Origin of the sequence: Rubrivivax sp. JA1055 (genome assembly GCF_020966565.1) — a bacterium.
Classification (GTDB): Bacteria; Pseudomonadota; Gammaproteobacteria; order Burkholderiales; family Burkholderiaceae_C; genus Rubrivivax; species Rubrivivax benzoatilyticus.
In genome coordinates this window covers 1,300,245-1,324,643 of sequence record NZ_JAJKFP010000006.1, presented here as the reverse complement: position 1 = coordinate 1,324,643, position 24,399 = coordinate 1,300,245, and the positions used below count along the sequence as shown (strand labels likewise).

Below are 24,399 nucleotides of genomic sequence, written 5' to 3'. Positions count from 1 at the left end.
TCCATGGGATCCGTGACCCGCCGCCGCGACCGCGGCTTCGGGTCTCAGTCGACCCTGGCGCCCGACAGCCGGACGACCTTCTGGTACTTCGCCAGCTCGCTCTTGACGAAGGCCGCGAACTGTTCGGGCGTCGTCGGTGCCGGCTCGATCATCAGCGTCGCCATGCGCGACTTCAGCTCCGGCGCCGCCAGCGCGTCGGCGAAGGCCTTGTTCAGCCGCTGCGTCGTGTCCGCCGGCAGGCCGGCCGGGCCGAAGAGGCCGAACCAGGTGCTGATGTCGAAGCCTGGCAGGCCGGCCTCGGCGGCGGTCGGCAGCTCGGGCATCGCGCTGGCGCGGCGCGGCGTCGTCACCGCCAGCGCCTTCAGCTTGCCGTTGCGGATGTTGGCCGAGGCCGCGGCCAGGTTGTCGACGTTGAAGTCGACCTGGCCGCCCAGCAGCGCCAGCTGTGCCGGCGCGGCGCCGCCGTACGGGATGTGCACGGCGTAGACGCCGGCCAGCGACTTCAGCATCTCGCCGGCCAGATGCCCGGCGCTGCCGTTGCCGCCCGAGCCGTAGTTCAGTTGGCCGGGGTGCCGCTTGGCGTAGGCGATGAAGTCGGCGAGCGTCGCGATCTTCAGCCGCGCCGCGGTCTCGGCGTTCATCACCAGCACGTTGGGCACCTGGGCCACCAGCGTGATCGGCGTGAAGTCGCGCACCGGGTCGTACGGCAGCCGGGCGAACAGCCACGGGTTGATGGCGTGCGTGGCGACCGCGCCCATCACGATCGTGTGGCCGTCGGGTGCGCTCCGGGCGACGAAGTCGGCGCCGAGGTTGCCGCCGGCCCCGGGCTTGTTGTCGACGACGACCTGACCCAGGCTGTCCTTGACGCGTTCGGCGAGTGCACGCGCCACCGTGTCCAGCGGGCCGCCGGGCGGGTAGGGCACGACGAGGCGGATCGGGCGGTGGTCGGCGGCGAAGGCCGGCGCGCCGGTGGCGGCCAGCGCGCCGGCCGCGAGCAGGTGGCGACGGGAGATCATCAGGCGGTCGGGCCGTGCTTGTCGGCCTCCGAGGTGAAGGAATCGGCGTAGAACTCGTCGGCCGGCAGGCCGCAGCGGGCGACGAAGTCGCGCTGCGCGGCTTCCACCATCGCCGGCGTGCCGCAGGCGTAGACCTGGTGGCCCGACAGGTCGGGCCAGTCGGCCATCACGGCCTGGTGCACGAAGCCGGTTCGGCCGTCCCAGGCGTCGTCGGCCGTCGGTTCGGACAGCACCGGCACGTAGCGCAGGTTCGGCATCGCCGCCGCGGCTTCGACGCACCAGTCGTGGCGATACAGGTCGGCGCGGCGGCGGCAGCCCCAGTACAGCACGACCGGGCGCTCGATCTTCTCCAGCCGCATCTGCTCGAGGATCGCCTTCACCGGCGCGAAGCCGGTGCCGCTGGCCAGCAGCACGATCGGCTTGGTGCTGTCGGTGCGCAGGAAGAAGCTGCCCAGCGGGCCTTCCAGGCGCAGGATCTCGCGTTCCTTCATCGCGCCGAAGACGTGATCGGTGAACCTGCCGCCCGGCATGTGGCGGATGTGCAGCTCGATGGCCGGCGGCTCGCCGAGCTGCTGCGGCGCGTTGGCGATGCTGTAGGCGCGGCGCACGCCGTCGCGCAGGATGAACTCGACGTACTGGCCGGCGCGGTACTGCAGGTTCTGGTTGGCCGGCAGCTGCAGCTTCAGCACCGCGACGTCGGCCGCGGCGCGTTCGATCGCCAGCACACGCACCGGCATCTTCAGCACCGGGAACTGGCCGGCGGCGGGCACGCCGCGCGCCTCGATGGCGCAGTCGGTCAGCGGCACCGCACAGCAGCTGAGGATCTGGCCGGCGGCCTCTTCCTCGGGTGTCAGCGCCTTCAGCTGGTGCGCGCCGTGCGTGACGCGGCCGTCGACCAGGCGGCACTTGCACGAGCCGCAGGCGCCGTCGCGGCAGCCGTAGGGCAGGCCCACGCCCTGGCGGATGGCCGCGGCGAGCATCGTCTCGTCGCGCTGGACCTCGAACTCGACCCCGGCGGGCTCGACCTTGACTCTGAAACTCATGGCAGGCGGCACACGTAAACTCACCCGTCATTGTGCCCCGTCCCACCTTGCTCATCGTCGGCTGCGGCGACGTCGGCTGCCGCGTCCTGAAGATCCTGGCCGGCCGCTGGCGCGTGCTGGCGCTCACCTCGTCGCCCGACCGCGTGCCCGCGCTGCGGGCGCTGGGCGCCGTGCCGCTCGTCGGCGACCTCGACCGCCCGGCGACGCTCGGCCGCCTGGCCGGTCTCGCCGACCTCGTGCTGCATCTGGCGCCGCCGCCCGGCGAAGGCGACGGCGACCCGCGCACGCGTGCGCTGCTGCAGGCGCTGGCGCGTGCGGGGCGCGTGCAAACGCTGGTCTACGCCAGCACCACCGGCGTCTACGGCGACGCCGGCGGCGCACGCTTCGACGAGACACGCGCCGTCGCGCCGGCCACGCCGCGCGCCCGGCGGCGTGTCGACGCCGAGGAACAGGTGCGGCGCTTCGGCCGCCGTCACGGCGTGCGCGTCGCGGTGCTGCGTGTTCCCGGCATCTACGCGCCCGATCGCGAAGGCGGTGACCCGCGCGAGCGTGTGCGCCGCGGCGCGCCGCTGCTGCTGCCGCCGCACGACCCGTACACCAACCACGTGCACGCCGACGACCTGGCGCGCATCTGTGTCGCCGCGCTGTTGCGCGCCGCGCCGCAGCGCGTCTATCACGCCAGCGACGACGGCGAGTTCACGATGGGCGACTACTACGAGCTCGTCGCCCGCGTCTGCGGCCTGCCGGCGCCGCCGCGAGTCACCCGCGACGAAGCCCGGCGCACGCTGGGCGCGATGACGATGAGCTTCCTGGGCGAGTCGCGCCGGCTCGACAACACCCGCCTCAAGCGCGAGCTGCGCGTCGCGCTGCGTTACCCGACGGTCGTGGAAGGCTTGGCGCCCAAGGGCTGAGCGCTACGAAACTTCGTCAAACCACCGGAGCCTCCCTCCCGGAGGGAGGCTGGTGGGTGTTCCGGAGCGAACTGGAGCACCCTCCTGGAGGGTGTATGGACCGCGGACATCGGTGACAGGTGTGCGAGGACATAGGTGACACTTTTTCCTGCCTAGCCAGCGGAGAACGAAGTTGCCGTGGAGCGCAGTCACCGTGAAGGATCAGAGACAGGAGTTCGTTGGGCTGGCCCGCCAAGCGGATGCGAACGTCAGTGAGCTGTGTCGCCGGTTCGGGATCAGCCGCAAGACGGGCTACAAGTGGCTCAGCCGCGAGGACTTGGAGGACCGATCCCGTCGCCCATGCCATTCGCCATCTCGCACAGCGCAGGAGCTGCAGGACCAGGTGTTAGCCCTTCGAAGCGAGCACCCGGCGTGGGGTGGCCGCAAGATCGCCCATGTCCTGGCTCGCGACGCAGGTGTGCGCATCGCAGCGAGCACGGTCAACTCGGTGCTCAAGCGCCACGGCTTGATCAGCCCCGGCGCGAGCGCGGCTGCAACCGCGTGGCAGCGCTTCGAGCACGAGGAGCCCAATGCCCTGTGGCAGATCGACTTCAAGGGCCACTTTGCCACCGACACGCAGCGTTGCCACTCGCTGACCGTGCTGGACGATCACTCGCGCTTCAACCTCGTGCTGGAGGCTCTAGCCGGTGAGCGACGCGAACCGGTGCAGCAGGCCCTGGAAGATGCTTTCCGGCGCTACGGCCTGCCCGAGCGCATCAATGCCGACAACGGCCCGCCCTGGGGCGCACCGACCGTGGGTGCGCTCACGGGCTTGGGCGTGTGGCTGATCCGCCTGGGAGTGCGCCTGAGCCACAGTCGACCCGCTCATCCGCAGACCAACGGCAAAGACGAACGCTTCCACCGCACGTTGGCTGCCGAGGTGCTGCTGGGCCGCAAGTTTCGCGACCTGGCCGAAGTCCAGCGGCACTTCAACTCCTGGCGTCACGTCTACAACTTCGAGCGCCCGCATGAAGCTCTGGGTATGCAAACGCCGGCCAGCCGCTACAGCGCCAGCGTGCGCTCGATGCCAAGTAAGCTGCCTGACGTCGAGTACGGGCCCGAAGACATCGTCAGACGCGTCGGCGACGGCGGTCGCATCAGCATCCGGGGCCTCAAGCTGCGAGTGGGCAAGGCGTTGATCGGTCAGCACGTCGCCTTGCGGCCTCGCCTTGATCGCGACGGCTCCTTCGACGTCTACTTCTGCCATCACAAGCTCGATGCGATCGAGCTGAACGGGGTGGGCTGACCCCGTCCTCTCTGTCACCCATGTCCTCGCACGGGTGTTACCCATCTCCCCGGTCCATACAGGAGGGGGCTCGGGGGAGCCCAACGTTCAGAGCCGGAGGCTAGAGACCGTGCGGTGAAGCCGCCCGGCTTCTAGCGCCGGCGCCCGCCGAACGGCGCCTGCCGGCGCCAGTAGCGGATCATCAGGAAGCCGCCGACCATGCCGCCCAGGTGGGCGAAGTGGGCGATGTCACCGCGGTCCATGAAGCCCAGCAGCAGTTCCAGCGCGCCGAAGACGACGACGAAGGTGCGGGCCTTCATCGGGATCGGCGGGATCAGCAGCATCACCTGCCGGTTCGGGAACAGCATGCCGAAGGCCAGCAGCAGCGCGAACAGCGCGCCCGAAGCGCCGATCGTCGGATTCTGCGAGCCGGTCATCGCCGTCACCGCCATCTGCGCCGCGGCCGCGGCCAGCGCGCCGGCGAGCAGGAACAGCAGGTAGCGCTTCTGGCCCCAGACGCGTTCGAGCTCGGAGCCGAACATCCACAGGCCCAGCATGTTGAAGAACAGGTGGAACAGGCCGCCGTGCAGGAAGGCGTAGCTGACGACCTGCCAGGGCCCGAAGAGCCCGCTGCCGACCGGCCACAGAGCCAGCCACAGCGTCAGCGATTGCGGCACGAAGGTCTGCAGGCAGAACACCGCCGTGCAGATCAGGATCAGCGTCTTGGTGACCGGGGGAAGCGGCGGCATGGATCGGGCCGGACGGGCACGCCCGGCGGAAACGGTCGGGGTGGGGTGGTGCCCGCGGCCAGACTCGAACTGGCACGCCTTGCGGCGGCGGATTTTGAATCCGCTACGTCTACCGATTTCGTCACGCGGGCTCGCGGGGCGGAGCAGGGCTCGCCCGGGGTTCGAACGATTATGTCATGCAGGGTTCCGGCGGCCGGGCGCCGGCGCTGCCACAATGTCTGCCGAGGAGCGACGACGATGGATTCAACGGCCGCACCGGCCTACCCGACCCTGGAAGACGCGATCGGCCGCACGCCGCTGGTGCGCCTGCAGCGCCTGCCCGGAGACGACAACGCCGCCCGCGGCAACGTCATTCTCGGCAAGCTGGAAGGCCACAACCCGGCCGGCTCGGTCAAGGACCGCCCGGCGATCAGCATGATCCGGCGCGCCGAGGAGCGCGGCGAGATCAAGCCCGGCGACACGCTGATCGAGGCGACCTCGGGCAACACCGGCATCGCGCTGGCGATGGCCGCGGCGATCCGCGGCTACCGGCTGGTGCTGATCATGCCGGAGGACCTGTCGATCGAACGTGCGCAGACGATGAAGGCCTTCGGGGCCGAACTCATCCTGACGCCGCGCTCCGGCGGCATGGAGTACGCGCGCGATCTCGCCGAGCGCCTGCAGCACGACGGCAAGGGCCGTGTGCTCGACCAGTTCGCCAACGCCGACAACCCGCGTGTGCACTACGAGAGCACCGGCCCCGAGCTCTGGGAGCAGACCGGCGGGCGCATCACGCACTTCGTCAGCGCGATGGGCACCACCGGCACGATCACCGGCGTCTCGCGCTACCTGAAGGAGCGCAATCCGGCGGTGCGCATCGTCGGTGCCCAGCCGGCCGAGGGCTCGCGCATCCCCGGCATCCGCAAGTGGCCCGAGGCCTACCTGCCGAAGATCTATGACCCGGCGGCGGTCGACGAGACGGTGCTCGTCAGCCAGGCCGACGCCGAGGACATGGCGCGCCGCCTGGCGCGCGAGGAAGGGCTGTTCGGCGGCATCTCGGCGGCCGGCGCCTGCTGGGTGGCGCTGCAGATCGCGCGCACGGTGGAGAACGCGACCATCGTCTTCATCGTCTGCGACCGCGGCGATCGCTACCTGTCCACCGGCGTCTTCCCGGCTTGAACGCCGTCGCCGCCCCCATGGGCGACGAAGCCCGCTTCTGCCTGCAGTGCGGCACGGCGCTGGCCTGGATCACGCTGGACGAGGACGGCGGCCCGAAGGCGCGGCGGCGCTGCCCGGCCTGCGGCTGGACCCACTGGAACAACCCGACGCCGGTGCTGGCGGCGATCGTCGAGTGCGCCGACCGCGGCGGCCGGCTGCTGCTGGCGCGCAACGCCGCCTGGTCGGGGCGGCTGTTCGCGCTGATCACCGGCTTCATGGAGGCCGGCGAGAGCGCCCAGGACGGCATCCGGCGCGAGGTCGCCGAGGAGACCGGCCTCACGGTCGAGCGGCTGGAACTGGTCGGCGTCTACGACTTCCAGCGCCTGAACCAGGTCATCATCGCCTGGCACGCGACGGCGCGCGGCGAGATCCGGCTTTCGCCCGAACTCGCCGAGTACCGGCTGTTCGAGCCTTCCGAGGTGCGCTGCTGGCCCGCCGGCACCGGCTACGCGCTGGCCGACTGGTTGCGCTCGCGTGGTCACGAGCCGGTGTTCATCGACTGGCCGCCGCGCGATGACGCGGCCCCAGCGGCCTAGAATCCGGCGCGATGGACGCCCTGCCTTTCGACAAGGAACTCGACACCCGCGGGCTCACCTGCCCGCTGCCCATCCTCAAGGCCAAGAAGATGCTGGCCGTGATGAGCAGCGGCGAGGTGCTCAAGGTCGTCGCCACCGACCCGGGGTCGATGCGCGACTTCCAGGCCTTCTCGCGCCAGACCGGCAACGAACTCGTCGACCAGCATGCCGAGGGCGCCGAGTTCGTGCATTGGCTGCGCCGCCGCTGACGGGGTCACGCTGAGACGGGGTCAGGTCTCGCGCTGTGAGACGGGGTCAGGTCTCGCGCTGAGACGGGGTCATGAGACGGGGTCAGGTCTCGTGAGACCTGACCCCGGACCCCCGCCGGTCTCGCGCTAAAGGGGGGTCAGGTCTCATGAGACCTGACCCCGGTCCCGCCGCGATCTCACGCGGGCCGGCTGTGGCGGCGCCCGCCGTCTCTTACAGCTCCAGTCCGCGCAGGTAGTCGCGGAAGCCGGGGCCCAGCTCCGGGTGCGCCAGTGCCAGCTCGACGTTGGCCTGCAGGAAGCCTTCCTTGCTGCCGCAGTCGAAACGTTTGCCCTCGTAGCGGTAGGCGAAGACCTTCTCGCGCCGCAGCAGGCTGGCGATGCCGTCGGTGAGCTGGATCTCGCCGCCGACGCCGCGCGGCTGGGTCATGATCTCGTGGAACACGCCCGGGGTCAGGATGTAGCGCCCGGCCACGCCCAGCCGCGACGGCGCCTCGGCCGGCGCCGGCTTCTCGACGATGCGCGTGACGTCGACCAGGCGGTCGTTGACCGGCGTGCCGTCGACGATGCCATAGCGGCGCGTCTGTTCCTGCGGCACTTCCTGCACCGCCAGGATCGAGGCCCGCCACTCGCCGAACTGCTCGACCATCTGCTGGAGCACCGGCGGCTCGCCGACCATCAGGTCGTCGGCCAGCAGCACCGCGAACGGCTCGTTGCCGACGAGGCGCCGGCCGCACAGCACCGCGTGGCCCAGGCCCAGCGCCTGCGCCTGGCGCACGTAGATGCACTCCATGTCGTCGGGCTTGACGCTGTGCACGACCTCCAGCAACTCCTTCTTGTTCGCCTGCTCCAGCGCCACCTCGAGCTCGAAAGTCATGTCGAAATGGTCCTCGATCGGGCGCTTGTGGCGGCCGGTGACGAAGATCATCTCGCGCACGCCGGCGGCATAGGCCTCCTCGACGGCGTACTGGATCAGCGGCTTGTCGACGACCGGCAGCATCTCCTTGGGCTGGGCCTTGGTCGCCGGAAGGAATCGCGTGCCGAGGCCGGCGACCGGGAATATTGCCTTCTTGACCAACATTTGGTTACATAGAATGAGTTGATTCGAATTTCATTCTGGCACGCGACCCGCCGAGCCGACTTCGGCCCATGTCAGTGCCTGTCTTTGCATGGAAGTGCTGATCGTCGAGCCGCTGGAGCAGCGGGCGCTCGACTGGCTTGGCAAGCGACGTGCCGTTCACCTCGACCCGTCGCTGGCTTCGGACCCTCGCCGTTTCGAGGCGCTGCTCGCCCGGGCCCGGGCCGTGGTCGTGCCGCCGACGATGGCGATGGACGCGCGCCTGCTGCTGTCCGCGCCGGGGCTGCGTGCGGTCGGCCGGCTCGAGGGCGGCCCCGGCACGATCGACCTGATCACCTGCGAGAGCGCCGGCATCGCCGTCGTGCAGCCGGCCGGCGCGGGGTCGGTGGCTGAGGCCGAGTTCGCCACCGCCGCGATGCTGCAGCTGCTGCGCCGCGTGCCGGTGCACGAGGGTCACGGCGTCTTCGTCGGCCGCGAGCTGTCGTCGTCGACGGTGGGCATCGTCGGCATGTCGCCGACGGCGCGGCTGCTGTCGCAGCTGGCCGGCAACTTCGGCGCGCGCGTCGTCGGCTACGACCCGGCGCTGCACGCCTCGGATCTCGCCTGGCGCCAGGCCGGCATCCGCCCGGTGCCGCTGGTCGAGCTGCTCGAGACCTGCGACGTCGTCGTCGTGCTGCTCGCCTACTACTCGCGTTATCACGGCCTGCTCGGCGAGCGCCTGCTCGAGAGCTGCAAGCGTGACCAGGTGATGGTCTGCCTGTCGCCCGCGGCGCTGTTCGACGAGGCGGCGCTGGCTGCGGCGCTGAAGAGCGGGCGCATCGCCGCGGCCTGGTTCGACCGGCTGGAACCCGGCTGGCTGGACCCCGGGCGGCCGCTGAGCGAGGTCGACACCTTGCACGTCACGCCGCGGCTCGCGCCCTCGACACGCGAGGCGCGGGCCCGCGGCGCCTGGGCGCTGGTGCGCCGGCTGGATTCGCTGCTGGGGCTCGCCGACCCCCAGGCGGCGTTCAGCGAGACGGTGCCAGACGTGCTCGTTGGGCTTGCAGGCGGTCCAGCGCCTGCGTGAAGCCGTCCAGCCGCGCCTTTTCCTGCTCGACCACGGCCGCCGGCGCACGCGCGACGAAGCTCTCGTTGGCGAGCTTGGCGCGGGCCTTCGTGATCTCGCCTTCCAGCCGCGTGATCTCCTTGCCCAGGCGGGCGAGTTCGGCCTCGACGTCGATCTCGACGTGCAGCGCCAGCCGCAGGCCGCCGGCCAGCGCCACCGGCGCGGTCTGCGTCGCGGCGGCGAAGGCCGCCTCGTCGGCCGGCACACGCACCTCGGCCAGGCGCGCCAGCGCCTTCAGCAGCGGTGCGGCCTGCTCGACGAAGCCTGCGTCGCCGAACGCGACCAGCGGCACACGCTCGGCCGGCGACAGGTTCATCTCGCTGCGCAGGTTGCGCACCACGCCGACCACGGCCTTCAGCCGCGCCACCCACTCGTCGGCCGCAGCGTCGATCTTCTCCGGCTGGGCGACGGGGTAGGGCGCGCCGGCGACCGAGTCGGCCACCTTGCGGCCGGCCACCGGCGCCACCGTGTCCCACAGCTCGGCGGTGATGAACGGCGCGATCGGGTGCAGCAGGCGCAGCACGGTCTCGAGCACGCGGATCAGCGTGCGCCGCGTCGCGCGCTGCGCGGCGGCGTCGCCGGTGGCGATCTGCACCTTGGCGATCTCGAGGTACCAGTCGCAGTACTCGTCCCAGACGAAGGCGTAGATCGTGTTGGCGACGTTGTCCAGGCGGTACTCGGTGAAGCCCTGGGCCACCGCCTGCTCGACACGCTGCAGCTCGCTGACGATCCAGCGGTCGGCCGGCGAGAACGTCATGTACTCGCCGCAGCTGCCGCTGGCGCAGGCCGCGTCGGCCTGCTCGCCGAGGCCGCAGTCCAGGCCTTCGCAGTTCATCAGCACGAAACGCGTGGCGTTCCAGAGCTTGTTGCAGAAGTTGCGGTAGCCCTCGCAGCGCTTGGCGTCGAAGTTGATGTTGCGGCCCAGGCTGGCGTAGCTGGCCATCGTGAAGCGCAGCGCATCGGCGCCGAACCCGGGGATGCCGGCCGGGAACTCCTTCTCGGTCTCCTTGCGCACACGCGGCGCGGTCTCGGGGCGGCGCAGGCCGGTGGTGCGCTTGTCCAGCAGCGCCGGCAGCTCGATGCCGTCGATCAGGTCGACCGGGTCGAGCACGTTGCCTTCGCTCTTGCTCATCTTCTTGCCCTGCGCATCGCGCACCAGGCCGTGGATGTAGACGTCGCGGAACGGCACCTTGCCGGTGAAGTGCGTCGTCATCATGATCATCCGGGCGACCCAGAAGAAGATGATGTCGAAGCCGGTGACGAGCACCGACGACGGCAGGAACAGGTCCTGCTCGACGGTCTTGTCGGGCCAGCCCAGCGTCGAGAACGGCACCAGCGCCGACGAGTACCAGGTGTCGAGCACGTCCTCGTCGCGCTTGAGCTCACCGGTGTAGCCGGCCGCCGCGGCACGTTCGCGCGCTTCTTCCTCGCTGCGTGCGACGAACATCTCGCCGCCCGTGCCGTACCAGGCCGGGATCTGGTGGCCCCACCAGAGCTGGCGGCTGATGCACCAGTCCTGGATGTTGTTCATCCAGTGGTTGTAGGTGTTGACCCACTGCTCCGGCACGAAACGCACCTGGCCCGAGGACACGGCGTCGATCGCCTTGGCAGCGATGCTCTTGCCGTCGGCGCCGGGCTTGTTGACGGCGACGAACCACTGGTCGGTCAGCATCGGCTCGACGATCTGGCCGGTGCGTTCGCAGCGCGGCACCATCAGGCGGTGCTTCTTGGTCTCGACGAGCAGGCCCAGGGCCTCCAGGTCGGCGACGACACGCTTGCGCGCCTCGAAGCGGTCCAGGCCGCGGTAGGCCTCGGGCGCGTTGTCGTTGATCGTCGCCTGCAGCGTCAGCACGCCGATCGACGGCAGGCCGTGGCGCTGGCCGACGGCCCAGTCGTTGGCGTCGTGCGCCGGCGTCACCTTGACGACGCCGGTGCCGAACTCGCGGTCGACGTAGGCGTCGGCGATGACCGGGATCGTGCGCTCGGTGAGCGGCAGTTTCACGCGCTTGCCGATCAGCGCCGTGTAGCGCTCGTCCTCGGGGTGCACCATCACCGCGGTGTCGCCGAGCATGGTCTCGGGCCGCGTCGTCGCGACGACCAGGCTGCCCGAGCCGTCTTCCAGCGGGTAGCGGATGTGCCAGAGGAAACCGTCTTCCTCTTCGCTGGCGACCTCCAGGTCGGAGACCGCGGACTGCAGCACCGGGTCCCAGCTCACCAGGCGCTGGCCGCGGTAGATCAGGCCTTCTTCATAGAGGCGCACGAAGGTCTCGGTGACGACGCGCGAGAGCTTGTCGTCCATCGTGAAGTACTCGTGGTCCCAGCTGACGCTGTCGCCGAGGCGGCGCATCTGGCGCGTGATCGTCGCGCCCGAGGCATGTTTCCAGTCCCAGACGCGGGCGACGAAGTTCTTGCGGCCGAGTTCGTGGCGCGACTCCCCGACGGCCTGCAGCTGGCGCTCGACGACGATCTGCGTGGCGATGCCGGCGTGGTCGGTGCCGGGGACCCACAGCGTGTTGAAGCCGCGCATCCGGTGGTAGCGCGTCAGCGAGTCCATGATCGTCTGGTTGAACGCGTGCCCCATGTGCAGCGTGCCGGTGACGTTGGGCGGCGGCAGCTGGATGCAGAACGAGGGCTTGGCGGTGTCCAGCGTCGGCGCGTGCGCGCCGCTGGATTCCCAGACCGGGGCCCAGCGGGCTTCGATGGCGGCGGGTTCGAACGACTTGGCGAGTTCGGGCATGGGGCTCGTCGGCGGAAGGACGCCGCGGCGCGCACGGACGGCGCGCGCGGGCGGACGATTGGGGGAAGATCGGGATTGTAGGTTGCCGCCCCCAGGAGATCCGCCTTGAGCCAGACCGTCCGTGTGTCGTCGTCCACCGTCCTGCGCCGCGCCGCGCTGGCGCTGCTGCCCGCCCTGCTGGCGGCCTGCGGCGGCGGGGGCGGCGGCGACACCGGCGGCGAGTGCAGCGTGCGCTCGCGCCAGGTCTGGCTGCGCGACTACATGGCCGACTGGTACTTCTGGTACCGGATCTCGCCGCGTCCCGACCCGGCCGGCTACACGACCGTGGACGGCTACTTCGACGCGCTGCTGTACACCGGCAGCAGCGCCGACTTCCCGGCCGACCGCTGGAGCTACGTCGACAGCACCGCCGACTTCAACCGCTTCTGGGGCGAGGGCCGCATGATGGGCTACGGCCTGTCGGTCGCCGGCCTGGAGGTCGAGGGCCGCCCCGACCAGCCGCTGTACGTGCGGGCGGTGGAGCCGAACTCCGACGCGGCGCGGCGCGGCGTGGTGCGCGGCGACGAGATCGTCTCGATCAACGGCGTCGGCGCCGCGGCGCTGATCAGCGACGGCAGCTTCTCGGTGCTGACCGCCAACGCCGTCGGCGACACGCTGGCGCTGGTGCTGCGCCGCGACGGCGCGACGCGTGACGTCAGCGTCACGGCCTCCGAGTACGCGCTGGCGCCGGTGCCGGTGACGACGACGCTGACGACCCCCGGCGGGCGCAAGCTGGGCTACGTCGTCGTCAAGGACATGATCTCGCAGGTCAACACGCCGCTGGCCCAGGCCTTCTCGTCGTTTGCCGCCGCCGGCGTGGACGAGGTCGTGCTCGACCTGCGCTACAACGGCGGCGGCCTGGTGTCGGTCGGCACGACGGTCGCGTCCTACGTCGCCGGCGCCGCCAAGGCGGGCCAGGCCTACGCCCGGCTGCTCTACAACGACCGCCACCCGGGCAGCAACCAGAGCTTCCTGTTCCAGAACCCGGCCGCCGCAGCCGGCGTGTCGCGTGTGTTCGTGCTCGTCGGCCCGCGCACCTGCTCGGCCAGCGAGCAGGTCATCAACGGCCTGCGCGGCGTCGGCATCGAGGTCGTGGCGATCGGCGACACCACCTGCGGCAAGCCCGTCGGCTTCCTGCCCGAGGACGACGGCTGCGGCAGCACCTACAGCGTCGTCAACTTCGAGTCCGTCAACGCCCGCTACGAAGGGCGCTACTTCGACGGCTTCGCGCCGACCTGCGCCGTGGCCGAAGACTTCACGCGCCCGCTGGGCGGCGCCAGCGAGCCGCTGCTGGCGGCCGCGGCCACCTATGCCGACACCGGCGCCTGCCCGGCCAGCGCCACGGCGCGTGTGCAGTCGCTGCGCCGCGGCGGCTGGCACGCCCCCGAGCCCGACGAGCGCCGCGGGATGATCGCGCGCTGAAGCGCGTTCAGGCCGCTGCGGCCTGGGCGCCGGGCACGACGCGGTTCTTGCCGCTGCGCTTGGCCTCGTAGAGCCGGGCGTCGGCGGCGGCCACCAGCGCCTGGCGGCCGTCGGCCTCCTCGCGTTCGGCCAGGCCCGTCGACAGCGTCACGCGCTGCAGCTCCGGCGCGACGGCCGACCAGTCGTGGGCCTCGACGGCCGCACGCATCGCCTCGCAGGCGCGCAGCGCGTCGTTGGCCGAGGCTTCGACGAAGACGACGCAGAACTCCTCGCCGCCGTAGCGTGCGACGAGGTCGATGTCGCGGCAGTGCGCGCGCAGCAGCGTCGCCACCTCGCGCAGCACGGCGTCGCCGGCGGCGTGGCCGTGGCGGTCGTTGATGCGCTTGAAGTCGTCGATGTCGATCATCGCCACCGCCAGCGCGTGGCCGTGGCGTGCGGCGCGCGCGTACTCGTCGCGCAGGCGCTCGTCGAGCTGGCGCCGGTTGGCGACACCGGTCAGCGGGTCGGTGCGCGTCTGCTCGGCCAGGCGCGCGCTCTCCAGCCGGGCCATCGCCGCGTCGTGGCGCGCGCGGGCCACGTCGTACTGCACCTGCAGCGCGCGCAGCTTGCGGTCGGAGTCCTCGTTGAACTGCGCGCGCTCGGCTTGGTGGAAGGCCTCGTGCTGCGCGAGCGCGGCCTCGAAGCGGCCGGCCTTCTTGTGCAGCGCCCACAGCGCCTTGTGCGCGCGTGCGACGTGCTGGCGGCTGCCGCGTTCGAGCGCGATCCGCACCGCACGCTCCAGCGACTCGCAGGCTCCGGCGTCGTCGCCGTCGGCAGCCTGCAGCTCGCCCTGCAGCACGAGGGCGAAACACTCGGCGTTCGGGTAGCCCGCCGCCTGGGCCCGCGGCACGACCTCGGCCAGCGCGGCGCGCGCCTCGTCGCGCCGGGCCAGCGCGAGCAGCGGCTCGACCATGTTCAGCCGCGCGATGACGCAGCCGCCCGCGGGCTCGGGCTGGCCGGCGTCGATCTCGATCGCCTGCCGCAGGTGCTGCAGCGCCTCCTCGTGGCGGCCGAGGTTCTTGCAGTTGATGCCCATGTTGTTGAGCACGTGCACGCTGCGTGCGGCGTCGCCGGCCCGCTCGTAGAGCGCCAGCGCCTCGCGGTACTGCACCAGGCCGGCTTCCGGATCGCCGCCCTTGGACAGCACGACGCCGATGCTCAGCAGCGTGCCGGCGAGCTGGACGGGGTCGCCCAGCGTTCTGGCGATCTCGGCCGAACGCGAGCCCCATTCGAGCGCGGCATCGAGCACGCCGGCCTCGTCGCAGGCGATGGCCAGCGCACGCAGCACCTGGCATTCGAGCTGCAGTTCGCCGGACGGCACCAGGCCACGAGCGGCCTGCAGCTCGTCCAGCGCTTCGGCATGGCGGCCGAGGAAGCTCAGCCCCAGGCCGCGCACACGCCGTGCCGCGGCCAGCGTCGCCAGCGGCAGCGCGGCCGACAGCGCCAGCGCCTGGTCGGCCAGGTGCAGCGTCTGCGCCGGCCGGGTGTAGTAGAGCTTCTCGGCCTCGGCGAGCAGCGTGCCGGCCTCGCGGTCGGCCGCTTCGGGGCTGTCCTGGGCGGCCGGGGTGTTCACGTCACATGAACAGGTGTTCGCCGGCGTTCTCGCCGCCGAGGATCACGTAGTTGACCTTCTTCAGGTCGGCCAGCGTGCTGCCGCCGGCGTAGCTGATCGAGCTCTGCAGGTCCTCGCGCATCTCGCGCAGCGTGTCGGCCAGGCGGCCCTTGATCGGCTCGAGGATGCGCTTGCCCTCGACGTGCTTGTACTCGCCCTTGTTGAAGTCGCTGGCCGAGCCGTAGTACTCCTTGTAGAGCTTGCCGTCGACCTCGACGGTCTGGCCCGGGCTCTCCTCGTGGCCGGCGAACAGCGAGCCGATCATGACCATCGTCGCGCCGAAGCGCACGCTCTTGGCGATGTCGCCGTGGTGGCGGATGCCGCCGTCGGCGATGATCGGCTTGGTCGCCACGCGAGCGCACCACTTCAGCGCCGACAGCTGCCAGCCGCCGGTGCCGAAGCCGGTCTTCAGCTTGGTGATGCAGACCTTGCCCGGGCCGACGCCGACCTTGGTCGCGTCGGCGCCCCAGTTCTCGAGGTCGATGACGGCCTCGGGCGTCGCCACGTTGCCGGCGATGACGAAGGCCTGCGGCAGCCGCGTCTTGATGTGCTCGATCGTCTTGCGCACGCTCTCGGCGTGGCCGTGGGCGATGTCGATCGTGATGTAGTCGGCGCCGACGCCGTCGGCCGCCAGGCGGTCGATGGTCTCGTGGTCGTGCGGCTTGACGCCCGAGCTGATCGACACGAACAGGCCCTTGTCGCGCATGCGGCGCGCGAACTCGACGCTGTCGAGGTCGAAACGGTGCATGACGTAGAAGTGGCCGGACGCGGCGAGCATCTCGGCGATCGTCTCGTCGAGCACCGTCTTCATGTTCGCCGGCACCACCGGCAGCTTGAAGCGGCGTCCGCCGAAGACGATCGAGGGGTCGCATTCGCTGCGGCTTTCGACGCGGCATTTGCGCGGCAGCAGCAGGATGTTGTCGTAGTCGAAGATTTCCATGGCCGGGCTCCGTGATCCGTGAGAGGCGATGGACCCGGCTGCAGGGCGCCGGCGGCGGCGCGCGCACTGAATCGGCGGCCGGAGAGCCGGACGCAAGAAATCGAGTCCGGTGACCGATTCTACGCAGCGGCGCGCGGCGGGCGCGGCGCGGGGTTCTCCGAAGGACCTGCGTGTTACGCTGCGTGGCAGAGGTGACCAGGGACCGGAACGACGGGACGCGAGCCGGTCAGCGCCATGAACACTGCCATCGAGGAGCTGGGCCAGCGGCTTCGGCAGGAGCGCATCGCGCTCGCGTTGCTGTTGCTGGCCGTCGCGCTGGTGCTTGCCTGGGCACGGGTCCGCGCACGTGACGACGCCCTGGAGGCGGAGGGCGCGCGCCTGGCCGACCAGGCCAGCGCGGTGCGCGAGGTGCTGGCGCTGCAGGTCGGCGCGACGCGTTCCGCGTTGATCGCGCTGCGCTCCGGCCTTGCCGGCCCGACCGGCGCCGCACCGCTGCGTGCCTTCGCCGCCGCCACGCCCCAGGTCGGCGACGTGCTCCGGCTGGATGCCGCGGGCCGCGTGCTTGCCGCCAGCCGCGACATCCCCGCCGGCGCGACGGTCCCGGTGCTGCCGGCTTCACGCGACCCGGACCTGCTGTACCTGCTGCCGCCCGACGAGGACGAGCGCGGCCGGCGCCGGCTGCTGATGCTGCTGACGATGCCCGACGGCGGCTGGCTCGGCACCGAGCTCGACGCCGCGCACGCCGAGGCCGTGCTCGGCGCGGTGCGCTACGCGCCTGACATGCAGGTGTCGCTGGCGCACGGTGGCGGGCGCTTGCTGCTGAGCGTGCCGCCGGTGCCCGGGGTGGCCGGCGTCGACCTGGCGCGCAGCAGCCCGGCGTTCGCCGCCCACCGCGGCAGCGGCCGCAACCTGAGCGTGCAGCGCGCGCGCAGCGTGCTGTCGGGCGACGAGCGCCTGTTCGCGCTGGCGACGCTGCGTGCGCCGCAGCTGCCGCTGGGCGGCGACATCGAGTTCGGCACCAGCCGCCGCATCGACGCGGTGCTCGAGCCCTGGCGCACGCAGACGCTGCTGGCCGCCGCCGCCTTCTTGCTGGTGTCGGCGCTCGTGGCGGCCGGGCTGGTGGTCATGCAGCGGCGCCAGCGCCTGGCGCTGGAACAGCTGCGCGTGCAGTCCGAGCGCCTGTCGCTGGCGCTGCGCGGCGCCGACCTGGGGCTCTGGGACAACGACTGGACACGCGACCACGGCACCGTCAACGAACGCTGGTGCGAGATCCTCGGGCTGCCGCCGTCCGACGGCCGCGACATGCGGGCGGTCTGGATCGAGCGCCTGCACCCCGACGACCGCGATTCGGTGCTCGAGGCCGAGCGCCGTCATCTCGAAGGCCGCAGCCCGGCCTACGAGGTGCTCTACCGCTTGCGCCACGCCGACGGACGCTGGATCTGGGTGCTCGACCGCGGCAAGGTGCTGCAGCGTGATGCCGACGGCCGGCCGCTGCGCATGGCCGGCACGCTGCTGGACATCGACACCCGCATGCGCGAGCAGCAGGCGCTGGCGGCCAGCGAACGCCGGCTGGCGATCACGCTGCGCTCGATCGGCGACGGCGTCGTCGTCACCGACCGCGACGGCTGCGTCACGCGCATGAACACGATGGCCGAACGCCTGACCGGCTGGAGCGAGGCCGACGCGCTGGGCCGGCCGCTGACCGAGGTCTTCCGCATCGTCAACCAGCGCACCGGCGAGCCGGTGCCCAACCCGGCCGAGCAGGTCATCGCCACCGGCCGCATCGTCGCGCTGGCCAACGACACGGCGCTGCTGGCGCGCGACGGCCGGCGTCTGTACATCGAGGACAGCGCCGCGCCGATCCCCGGCGACGACGGCGGCGTCACCGGCGTCGTGCTCGTCTTCAGCGACGTCACCGAACGCTACGTCGCCCGCCAGGCGCTGCGCGAGCGCGAGCGGCTGCTGGCCGGCATCACCGACGCGCTGCCGGGCCCGGTGGCGCGGCTGGACCTGGACGGCCGCTACCGCTTCGCCAGCGCCGCCTACCGCGACTGGTTCGGGCTCGACCCGGCGACCGTCGTCGGCCGCAGCATTCCCGAGGTGCTGGGCGAGCCGCTGCACCGCTTCGGGCTGCCCTACCTGCGCCGGGTGCGTGCCGGCGAGGCGGTGCGTTTCGACCTGCCGATGAAGACCGCCGACGGCCAGCAGCGCCACGCCCTGGTCACGCTGCTGCCCGACCGCGACGCCGACGGCACCGTCTGCGGCCACTTCGCCGTCACCTTCGATATCGGCGAGCTCAAGCGCACCGAGGAGGCGCTGCGCGCCAGCGAGCGCAGGTTGCGCGCGCTGCTGGACAACCTGATGACCGGCGTCGTCGTGCACGAACCCGACCTGCGTGTGCGCGAGGCCAATGCCGCGGCGCTGGCCATGCTCGGGCTGGCCGACCAGCAGGCGCTGCGCGATCGTCCCGAGGCCGACTGGCAGGTCGTCGACGAACTCGGCGAGCCGCTGACGCACGACGAGCTGCCGGCGCCGCGCGTGCGCCGCAGCGGCCGGCGCATCGCCGACATGGTGATCGGCCTGCGCCGCCCCGACGGCCGCCAGCTCTGGGCGCTGTGCAACGCCGTGCCGCTGGTCGACGACGACGGCCGGCTCGAGTCCATCGTCGTCGCCTTCGCCGACATCACTGCGCGGCGCGAGGCCGAGCGCCTGGAGCGCCGGCTGCGCGACACGCAGAAGATGGAGGCCATCGGCACGCTGGCCGGCGGCATCGCGCACGACTTCAACAACATCCTCGCCGGCATCCTCGGCCGGCTGACGCTGGCGCGCGAGGACGCGGCCGCGTCGCGCCCGGTGCACGAACACCTGGACCAGGCGATGCAGGCCGGGCTGCGCGCGGTGGCGCTGGTGCGCAAGATCCTCGAGTTCAGCCGCGGCGAGACCGGCGCGATGACGCTGCAGCCGGCCGCGCCGGTCATCGAGGAGACGCTGGGCATGCTGCGCGCGATGGTGCCGCCCGGCGTGCAGCTGCAGGCCGTGCTGCCCGCCGATCCGGTGGCCGTGCGTGTCGACGGCACCCAGCTGCAGCAGGTGCTGCTGAATCTCGCCACCAACGCCTGGCATGCGCTGCCGGCCATCGGCGGCCGCGTCGAGGTGGGGCTGGAGCGTCTCGACGCCGCGCAGGCGCGCGCGCTGGGCGAGCCGGCGCTGGCCGAGGGCCCCGTCGCCCATCTCTGGGTGCGCGACGACGGTCACGGCATCGCGCCCGACGTGCTGTCGCGCATCTTCGAGCCCTTCTACACGACCAAGCCGGTGGGCAAGGGCACCGGGCTGGGCCTGTCGGTGGTGCACGGCATCGTGCTGGCCCACGGTGGTGCGATCCGCGTCGACAGCCGGCTCGACGCCGGCAGCACCTTCCACGTCTATCTGCCGTCGCCCGAGGCCCCCGAGCCGGCGCCGCCGCCGGTCGTCGGCACGTCCGCGGCGCCTCGGCCCGCGGCCTCGGGCGCGCACGTGCTGCTCGTCGACGACGACCCGATCGTCGCCGCGGTGCACGGCCAGCTGCTGCGCCGCGCCGGCTACCGCGTGCAGGTCTGCGACTCCGGCCGCGAGGCGCTGGCGCTGCTGGAGCGCTCGCCGGACGGCTTCGACGCCGTCGTCACCGACCACAACATGCCCGACACCTCGGGTGTCGAGCTCGCGCGCCGCATCGTGCAGGTGGCGCCGGCGTTGCCGGTGCTGCTGTGCTCGGGCTTCGTCGACGATGCGCTGCACGCCCAGGCCGCCGAGGCCGGCGTGCGTGTCGTCGTGCCCAAGGAGGACGCCTACGAGCGCCTGGTGCCGGCGCTGGCCACGGTGCTGGCCGCAGGGGGCGGCTCCTAGAATCCCGGGATGCATCTCCAAGACGCGCAGCTGCTGCGCAACCTGAATCCCGAACAGCTCGCCGCCGTCACGCTGCCGGCCGTGCCCGCGCTGATCCTCGCCGGTGCCGGCTCCGGCAAGACGCGTGTGCTGACGACGCGCATCGCCTGGCTGCTGGCCACCAACCAGGTCTCGCCGGGCGGCGTGCTCGCCGTCACCTTCACGAACAAGGCCGCCAAGGAGATGCTGACGCGGCTGGGCACGATGCTGCCGTTCGCCGTGCGCGGCATGTGGATCGGCACCTTCCACGGCCTGTGCAACCGCCTGCTGCGCGCCCACTGGAAGGCCGCCGGGCTGCCGCAGAGCTTCCAGATCCTGGACAGCGGCGACCAGCTCTCGGCCGTCAAGCGGGTCGTCAAGGCGATGAACCTCGACGAGGAGCGTTTCGTGCCCAAGCAGGTGGCGTGGTTCATCGCCGCCCAGAAGGAAGAGGGCCGCCGGCCGGCCGCCGTCGAGGCCTTCGACGAGCACACGCGCAAGCTGGTGCAGGTCTACGAGGCCTACGAGGAGCAGTGCCGGCGCGAAGGCGTCGTCGACTTCGCCGAGCTGATGCTGCGCAGCTACGAGCTGCTGCGCGACGACGAGCCGCTGCGCGAGCACTACCGCCGCCGCTTCGGCCACGTGCTCGTCGACGAGTTCCAGGACACCAACCGGCTGCAGTACGCCTGGCTGAAGATGTTCGCGCCGCCGGGCGCCCAGGGCCAGGGCGTGTTCGCCGTCGGCGACGACGACCAGAGCATCTACGCCTTCCGCGGCGCGCGTGTCGGCAACATGGCCGACTTCGAGCGCGAGTACCGCGTCAGGAGCGTCATCAAGCTCGAGCAGAACTACCGCTCGTTCGGCAACATCCTCGACGCCGCCAACGCGCTGATCGCGCACAACGCGCAGCGCCTGGGCAAGAACCTGCGCACCGACGCCGGCCCCGGCGAGCCGATCCGCGTGCAGGAGGCGGCCAGCGACTACGCCGAGGCCCAGTGGCTGCTGGACGAGGCGCGCGAGCTGCACCGCGGCGGCATGCCGAGGAGCGAGATCGCCGTGCTCTACCGCAGCAACGCGCAGAGCCGCGTCATCGAGAGCGCGCTGTTCAACGCCGGCATTCCGTACCGCGTCTACGGCGGCTTGCGCTTCTTCGAGCGTGCCGAGGTCAAGCACGCGCTGGCCTATCTGCGGCTGCTGGAGAACCCCGACGACGACACCAGCTTCCTGCGTGTCGTGAACTTCCCGGCGCGCGGCATCGGCGCGCGCTCGATCGAGCAGCTGCAGGACGCGGCACGGGCCAGCGGCCGCAGCCTGGCGCAGAGCGTCGGCGCGGTGCCGGGCAAGGCCGGCCTGAACCTGCAGGGCTTCGTGCACAAGCTCGACACGATGCGCAGCGCCACGCAGGGCCTGACGCTGCGCGAGATCATCGAGCACGTGGTGCACGAGAGCGGGCTGCTGGACTTCTACCGCACCGAGAAGGAAGGCCAGGACCGCATCGAGAACCTGCAGGAACTGGTCAACGCCGCCGAGAGCTTCGTCACCCAGGAAGGTTTCGGCAAGGACGCGGTGGCGCTGCCGCTGGACGAACACGGCCCCGGCACGCTGGCCGGCGGCGGCGAGACCGCGATCCCGTCACCCGACGCCGAGACCGGCGAGATCGTCTCGCCGCTGGCGGCCTTTTTGACGCACGCCTCGCTGGAAGCCGGCGACAACCAGGCCCAGGCCGGCACCGACGCCGTGCAGCTGATGACGGTGCACTCGGCCAAGGGCCTGGAGTTCGACGCCGTGTTCATCACCGGCATCGAGGAAGGCCTGTTCCCGCACGAGCAGTCGCTGTCCGACGCCGACGGCGTCGAGGAGGAGCGGCGGCTGATGTACGTCGCCATCACGCGGGCCCGCAAGCGCCTGTACCTGAGCTTCAGCCAGACGCGCATGCTGCACGGCCAGACGCGCTACAACGTCAAGAGCCGCTTCTTCGACGAGCTGCCCGAGGGCGCGCTGAAGTGGCTGACGCCGCGCCAGCAGGGTTTCGGCTCGGGCTACGCGCGCGAGTACCGCCAGGCCTGGGACCGCGGCCAGGGGCTGTCGGGCATCGTCGGCGCCGGGCGCGTCGAGCGTGCCGAGCCCTGGCAGCAGCCGGTGCCGTTCACGCCCAAGGCGCCGGCGGCGCCGGCCGGGCAGGCGCCGCTGCGCACCGGCCAGGCGGTGTTCCACACCAAGTTCGGCGAGGGCGTGGTCGTCACGCTCGAAGGCAGCGGCGAGGATGCGCGCGCCCAGGTGCGTTTCGGCCGCCACGGTGTCAAGTGGCTGCTGCTGGCGATGGCCAAGCTGACGCCGATCGAGTGACCGGCAGGGTGCCGGCCGGGCGGTCTCAGGCCGGCTCGGCCGGCTCCACCGGCGGCCGCACCGCGTCGGCACCGCCGAAGCTGTCGTTGAAGGTGAACAGCAGCGAGACGTAGAACACGGTCGAGAACAGCAGCCCCGCCGGCAGCGCCAGCATCGAGGCCGCGCTGTGCGCGCCGAGCAGCGAGAAGACCAGCGCCGCAACGATGCCGAAGACCGTCGCGACGACGAACCAGGCCAGGCCGTAGACGAAGAACGCGCCCTTGCAGCGCCAGACCGCCAGCGTGCTGGAGAACAGCGACTGCGCGACGCCCTGCCGGCCCCAGTGCACCAGCGCCGGCGCGTGCCAGAACGGCACCGACAGCAGCGTGCCCAGCACCAGGCCGACGAAGGCCGCGGTCGTCACGCCGGGCTCGGCCATCAGCGCGTCGAGCTCCTCCTGCGGCACGGTGCCCCGGGCCATCAGCTCCTGCAGGCGCTGCATCGCGCCGCCGGACACCAGGTCGCAGATCACCAGGATCGCGATCGCGCACAGGCCGTACAGCGCGCACAGCACCAGCAGCGAGGTGCGCCGCCGGGCGTCGCCCTTCAGCGGCTCGACGAACTGCGCCGGCGTCACCGGCCCGCCGATCAGCGCCGACTGCGACGCCACCATGAAGCCCAGCGACAGCATCGGCAGCGACATCATCTGCAGCACGCCGCCGAGGACGGGCACCAGCGACACCGCCAGCGCCGCGAACAGGAACACGGCGAACAGCGCCGTGAAGGCCAGCGGGCGGCGGGCGTAGAGCGCGAAGGCGTCGCGCAGCCAGCGCGCACCACGCGCGGGATCGACGGTCTTCAGTTGCAGCGGCATGCGGGGAGTCAGGGGCTGGGCGTGGCCGGCGGGTGCCACGGGTTGTCGATGCGGTCGCGCAGCAGGCGCTCGAAGTGCGCCGGGTCCTTGGGCTGCAGCAGCGCGGCGTCGCGTGGCAGGTGCCAGTCGCGCAGCCGCGAGAGCCAGAAGCGCAAGGCCGCGGCGCGCAGCAGGCCGGGCATCAGCCGGATCTCGGCGTGCGTCAGCGGGCGCACGGCCTGGTAGGCGGCCATGAAGGCGAGCGCCCGTTCCTCGTCGAGGCTGGCGGTCGTCAGGTCGGCGCACCAGTCGTTCAGGCAGACGGCGACGTCGAACAGCAGCGTGTCGGTGCCGGCGAGGTAGTAGTCGAAGAAGCCGCACAGGCGGTCCTCGCCGGCGGTCTCGTCGAACATCACGTTGTCGCGGAACAGGTCGGCGTGGATCGCGCCGCGCGGCAGGGCCTGGCCGGCGGCCGAGGCCGCGAGCTGCTGCTGGAACGCGAGCTCGTCCTGCAGCAGCGCGGCCTGCGCGGCGTCGACGAAGGGCAGCACCTCGGGCACCGTGGCCGCCCACCAGTCCAGCCCGCGCAGGTGCGGCTGCTCGAGCGGCAGGTCGGCGACGGCGAGGTGGGCGCGGGCCAGCATTTCGCCGACCTGGGCGCAGTGCGGCGCCTCGGGCGAGAGCCGGTGGCTGCCGGGCAGCCGCGTGACCACCGCCGCCGGCTTGCCGGCCAGCGTGTGCAGCAGGCCGCCGTCGGCGTCGGCCTGCGGCGCCGGCACCGGGATGCCGTGCTGCGCCAGGTGCTGCATCAGCGCCAGGTAGTAGGGCAGTTCGTCGCGCGACAGGCGCTCGAACAGCGTCACGACCCACTGGCCGCGTGCCGTCGTCGCGTAGTAGTTGGTGTTCTCGATGCCAGAGCGGATGCCGCGCAGCTCGGTCAGCGCGCCCAGGCCCAGGCGGCGGAGCAGGGCGTCGGCTTCGGCGAAGCCGACTTCGGTGTAGACAGCCACTTCAGGCTCCCGCGGGCGCGGCCGCGGCGCGGGGCTCGGACACGGTGCGCACGGTCAGAACGACAGCATGCGCCAGACGCGCCGGCCCGCCGGATCGCCCGGCTGCGAGGGGTCGCGCGAACCGCTGGACGGCACGATCTCGTAGGGCTTGGAGCCCGGCGCCTTGCCGTGCACGACGATGCTCTGCGTCTGGCCGCGCACCTTGACTTCCTCGATGCGCACGTGGTCGTCCTCGGAGACCTGCCGCTGCACGGCCGGCTCGGGCACCGACGTCGCCTGCGCGGCGGCATCGGGCGGCAGCACCGTCTGCGCCGGGGCGGAGGCCGCCGCGGCCGCAAGGGCCAGCGTCGGCAGGAGGAAGCGGAACGGTCGCGCCAT

19 protein-coding genes and 1 tRNA gene are annotated in these 24,399 nt (G+C 71.8%); 9 read left to right on the top strand and 11 right to left on the bottom strand.

Going from position 1 to position 24,399, the window contains the following annotated elements; genetic code table 11:
* Positions 1-44: 44 nt before the first annotated feature.
* Together LOC65_RS15440 and LOC65_RS15435 are read right to left on the bottom strand one after the other, a co-directional pair.
* Positions 45-1,016 carry a tripartite tricarboxylate transporter substrate binding protein gene (locus tag LOC65_RS15440; protein ID WP_230248162.1) on the bottom strand — a complete coding sequence of 324 codons (972 nt, stop codon included), beginning with the start codon at positions 1,014-1,016 and terminating at the stop codon, positions 45-47.
* Positions 1,016-2,059 carry a CDP-6-deoxy-delta-3,4-glucoseen reductase gene (locus LOC65_RS15435; protein WP_009857068.1) on the bottom strand — a complete coding sequence of 348 codons (1,044 nt, stop codon included), beginning with the start codon at positions 2,057-2,059 and terminating at the stop codon, positions 1,016-1,018. The genes LOC65_RS15440 and LOC65_RS15435 overlap by 1 nt, the downstream gene beginning before the upstream one ends.
* Positions 2,060-2,091: 32 nt before the next feature.
* On the opposite strand from LOC65_RS15435, the gene LOC65_RS15430 reads away from it, so the two are divergent.
* Positions 2,092-2,970, top strand: a complete 879-nt coding sequence (locus LOC65_RS15430; protein WP_230248161.1) for an SDR family oxidoreductase — start codon at positions 2,092-2,094, stop codon at positions 2,968-2,970.
* Between the two features lie 172 nt (positions 2,971-3,142).
* A complete protein-coding gene (locus LOC65_RS15425; protein WP_230248160.1) occupies positions 3,143-4,255 on the top strand; it encodes an IS481 family transposase in 1,113 nt (370 codons plus the stop codon).
* 131 nt (positions 4,256-4,386) lie between these two features.
* Here the strand turns inward: LOC65_RS15425 and LOC65_RS15420 are convergent, their stop codons facing one another.
* Positions 4,387-4,983 (bottom strand): rhomboid family intramembrane serine protease, encoded by a 597-nt coding sequence (locus LOC65_RS15420; RefSeq protein WP_230248159.1) that lies wholly within the window; start codon positions 4,981-4,983, stop codon positions 4,387-4,389.
* A gap of 46 nt (positions 4,984-5,029) precedes the next feature.
* Positions 5,030-5,114: transfer RNA gene (locus LOC65_RS15415), tRNA-Leu, on the bottom strand.
* Between the two features lie 106 nt (positions 5,115-5,220).
* Here LOC65_RS15415 and cysM point away from each other — a divergent pair.
* Genes cysM through LOC65_RS15400 form a run of 3 tightly spaced genes read left to right on the top strand, consistent with a single transcriptional unit; the run spans position 5,221 to position 6,964 of the window.
* Positions 5,221-6,141 carry a cysteine synthase CysM gene (gene cysM / locus LOC65_RS15410; RefSeq protein ID WP_009857071.1) on the top strand — a complete coding sequence of 307 codons (921 nt, stop codon included), beginning with the start codon at positions 5,221-5,223 and terminating at the stop codon, positions 6,139-6,141.
* Between the two features lie 17 nt (positions 6,142-6,158).
* Positions 6,159-6,716 (top strand): NUDIX domain-containing protein, encoded by a 558-nt coding sequence (locus LOC65_RS15405; protein WP_230248158.1) that lies wholly within the window; start codon positions 6,159-6,161, stop codon positions 6,714-6,716.
* 11 nt (positions 6,717-6,727) lie between these two features.
* The gene (locus LOC65_RS15400) at positions 6,728-6,964 is read left to right on the top strand and encodes a sulfurtransferase TusA family protein (protein ID WP_009857073.1); all 237 of its coding nucleotides are present in this window, start codon (positions 6,728-6,730) and stop codon (positions 6,962-6,964) included.
* A gap of 211 nt (positions 6,965-7,175) precedes the next feature.
* Here the strand turns inward: LOC65_RS15400 and galU are convergent, their stop codons facing one another.
* Positions 7,176-8,042, bottom strand: a complete 867-nt coding sequence (galU, locus tag LOC65_RS15395; protein WP_009857074.1) for a UTP--glucose-1-phosphate uridylyltransferase GalU — start codon at positions 8,040-8,042, stop codon at positions 7,176-7,178.
* An 88-nt stretch (positions 8,043-8,130) separates the two neighbouring features.
* Between galU and LOC65_RS15390 the strand changes: the two genes are divergently transcribed.
* Complete coding sequence (locus LOC65_RS15390) at positions 8,131-9,105, top strand: D-isomer specific 2-hydroxyacid dehydrogenase family protein (RefSeq protein WP_230248157.1); 975 nt, start codon at positions 8,131-8,133, stop codon at positions 9,103-9,105.
* On the opposite strand, the gene LOC65_RS15385 is transcribed toward LOC65_RS15390, so the two are convergent.
* Entirely contained in the window at positions 9,047-11,881 is a 2,835-nt protein-coding gene (locus LOC65_RS15385) for a valine--tRNA ligase (protein WP_230248156.1), read from the bottom strand. The two genes, LOC65_RS15390 and LOC65_RS15385, sit on opposite strands and share 59 nt — an antisense overlap.
* 105 nt (positions 11,882-11,986) lie before the next feature.
* Between LOC65_RS15385 and LOC65_RS15380 the strand changes: the two genes are divergently transcribed.
* Positions 11,987-13,342, top strand: coding sequence for a S41 family peptidase (locus tag LOC65_RS15380; RefSeq protein WP_230248155.1), 1,356 nt, complete (start codon positions 11,987-11,989; stop codon positions 13,340-13,342).
* A gap of 7 nt (positions 13,343-13,349) precedes the next feature.
* Here the strand turns inward: LOC65_RS15380 and LOC65_RS15375 are convergent, their stop codons facing one another.
* Both LOC65_RS15375 and LOC65_RS15370 read right to left on the bottom strand, forming a co-directional pair.
* Positions 13,350-14,954 (bottom strand): diguanylate cyclase, encoded by a 1,605-nt coding sequence (locus LOC65_RS15375; protein ID WP_230248154.1) that lies wholly within the window; start codon positions 14,952-14,954, stop codon positions 13,350-13,352.
* Between the two features lies 1 nt (position 14,955).
* On the bottom strand, positions 14,956-15,933 hold the full coding sequence (locus tag LOC65_RS15370) for a GMP reductase (protein WP_009857079.1): 978 nt from the start codon (positions 15,931-15,933) through the stop codon (positions 14,956-14,958).
* Positions 15,934-16,167: 234 nt separating this feature from the next.
* Here LOC65_RS15370 and LOC65_RS15365 point away from each other — a divergent pair, with 234 nt between their 5' ends.
* Both LOC65_RS15365 and LOC65_RS15360 read left to right on the top strand, forming a co-directional pair.
* Entirely contained in the window at positions 16,168-19,815 is a 3,648-nt protein-coding gene (locus tag LOC65_RS15365; RefSeq protein WP_230248153.1) for a PAS domain S-box protein, read from the top strand.
* Positions 19,816-19,824: 9 nt separating this feature from the next.
* Complete coding sequence (locus LOC65_RS15360) at positions 19,825-22,179, top strand: UvrD-helicase domain-containing protein (RefSeq protein ID WP_009857081.1); 2,355 nt, start codon at positions 19,825-19,827, stop codon at positions 22,177-22,179.
* Between the two features lie 25 nt (positions 22,180-22,204).
* Here the strand turns inward: LOC65_RS15360 and LOC65_RS15355 are convergent, their stop codons facing one another.
* The 3 genes from LOC65_RS15355 to LOC65_RS15345 are packed head-to-tail and all read right to left on the bottom strand — an operon-like array spanning position 22,205 to position 24,399.
* Positions 22,205-23,032, bottom strand: a complete 828-nt coding sequence (locus LOC65_RS15355) for a BPSS1780 family membrane protein (protein WP_164962065.1) — start codon at positions 23,030-23,032, stop codon at positions 22,205-22,207.
* 8 nt (positions 23,033-23,040) lie between these two features.
* Complete coding sequence (locus LOC65_RS15350) at positions 23,041-24,021, bottom strand: homoserine kinase (RefSeq protein WP_230248152.1); 981 nt, start codon at positions 24,019-24,021, stop codon at positions 23,041-23,043.
* A 54-nt stretch (positions 24,022-24,075) separates the two neighbouring features.
* Positions 24,076-24,399: a hypothetical protein gene (locus tag LOC65_RS15345; RefSeq protein WP_009857084.1), complete on the bottom strand. Its 324-nt coding sequence runs from the start codon at positions 24,397-24,399 to the stop codon at positions 24,076-24,078.

What these genes read in the sequence shown, in the direction of transcription:
- LOC65_RS15345 (WP_009857084.1), bottom strand. Translation starts at nt 24,399, where the DNA reads ATGGCGCGACCGTTCCGCTTCCTCCTGCCGACGCTGGCCCTTGCGGCC.
- LOC65_RS15355 (WP_164962065.1), bottom strand. Translation starts at nt 23,032, where the DNA reads ATGCCGCTGCAACTGAAGACCGTCGATCCCGCGCGTGGTGCGCGCTGG.
- LOC65_RS15365 (WP_230248153.1), top strand. Translation starts at nt 16,168, where the DNA reads ATGAACACTGCCATCGAGGAGCTGGGCCAGCGGCTTCGGCAGGAGCGC.
- LOC65_RS15435 (WP_009857068.1), bottom strand. Translation starts at nt 2,059, where the DNA reads ATGAGTTTCAGAGTCAAGGTCGAGCCCGCCGGGGTCGAGTTCGAGGTC.
- cysM (WP_009857071.1), top strand. Translation starts at nt 5,221, where the DNA reads ATGGATTCAACGGCCGCACCGGCCTACCCGACCCTGGAAGACGCGATC.
- LOC65_RS15440 (WP_230248162.1), bottom strand. Translation starts at nt 1,016, where the DNA reads ATGATCTCCCGTCGCCACCTGCTCGCGGCCGGCGCGCTGGCCGCCACC.
- galU (WP_009857074.1), bottom strand. Translation starts at nt 8,042, where the DNA reads ATGTTGGTCAAGAAGGCAATATTCCCGGTCGCCGGCCTCGGCACGCGA.
- LOC65_RS15360 (WP_009857081.1), top strand. Translation starts at nt 19,825, where the DNA reads ATGCATCTCCAAGACGCGCAGCTGCTGCGCAACCTGAATCCCGAACAG.
- LOC65_RS15390 (WP_230248157.1), top strand. Translation starts at nt 8,131, where the DNA reads ATGGAAGTGCTGATCGTCGAGCCGCTGGAGCAGCGGGCGCTCGACTGG.
- LOC65_RS15420 (WP_230248159.1), bottom strand. Translation starts at nt 4,983, where the DNA reads ATGCCGCCGCTTCCCCCGGTCACCAAGACGCTGATCCTGATCTGCACG.
- LOC65_RS15385 (WP_230248156.1), bottom strand. Translation starts at nt 11,881, where the DNA reads ATGCCCGAACTCGCCAAGTCGTTCGAACCCGCCGCCATCGAAGCCCGC.
- LOC65_RS15405 (WP_230248158.1), top strand. Translation starts at nt 6,159, where the DNA reads ATGGGCGACGAAGCCCGCTTCTGCCTGCAGTGCGGCACGGCGCTGGCC.
- LOC65_RS15370 (WP_009857079.1), bottom strand. Translation starts at nt 15,933, where the DNA reads ATGGAAATCTTCGACTACGACAACATCCTGCTGCTGCCGCGCAAATGC.
- LOC65_RS15400 (WP_009857073.1), top strand. Translation starts at nt 6,728, where the DNA reads ATGGACGCCCTGCCTTTCGACAAGGAACTCGACACCCGCGGGCTCACC.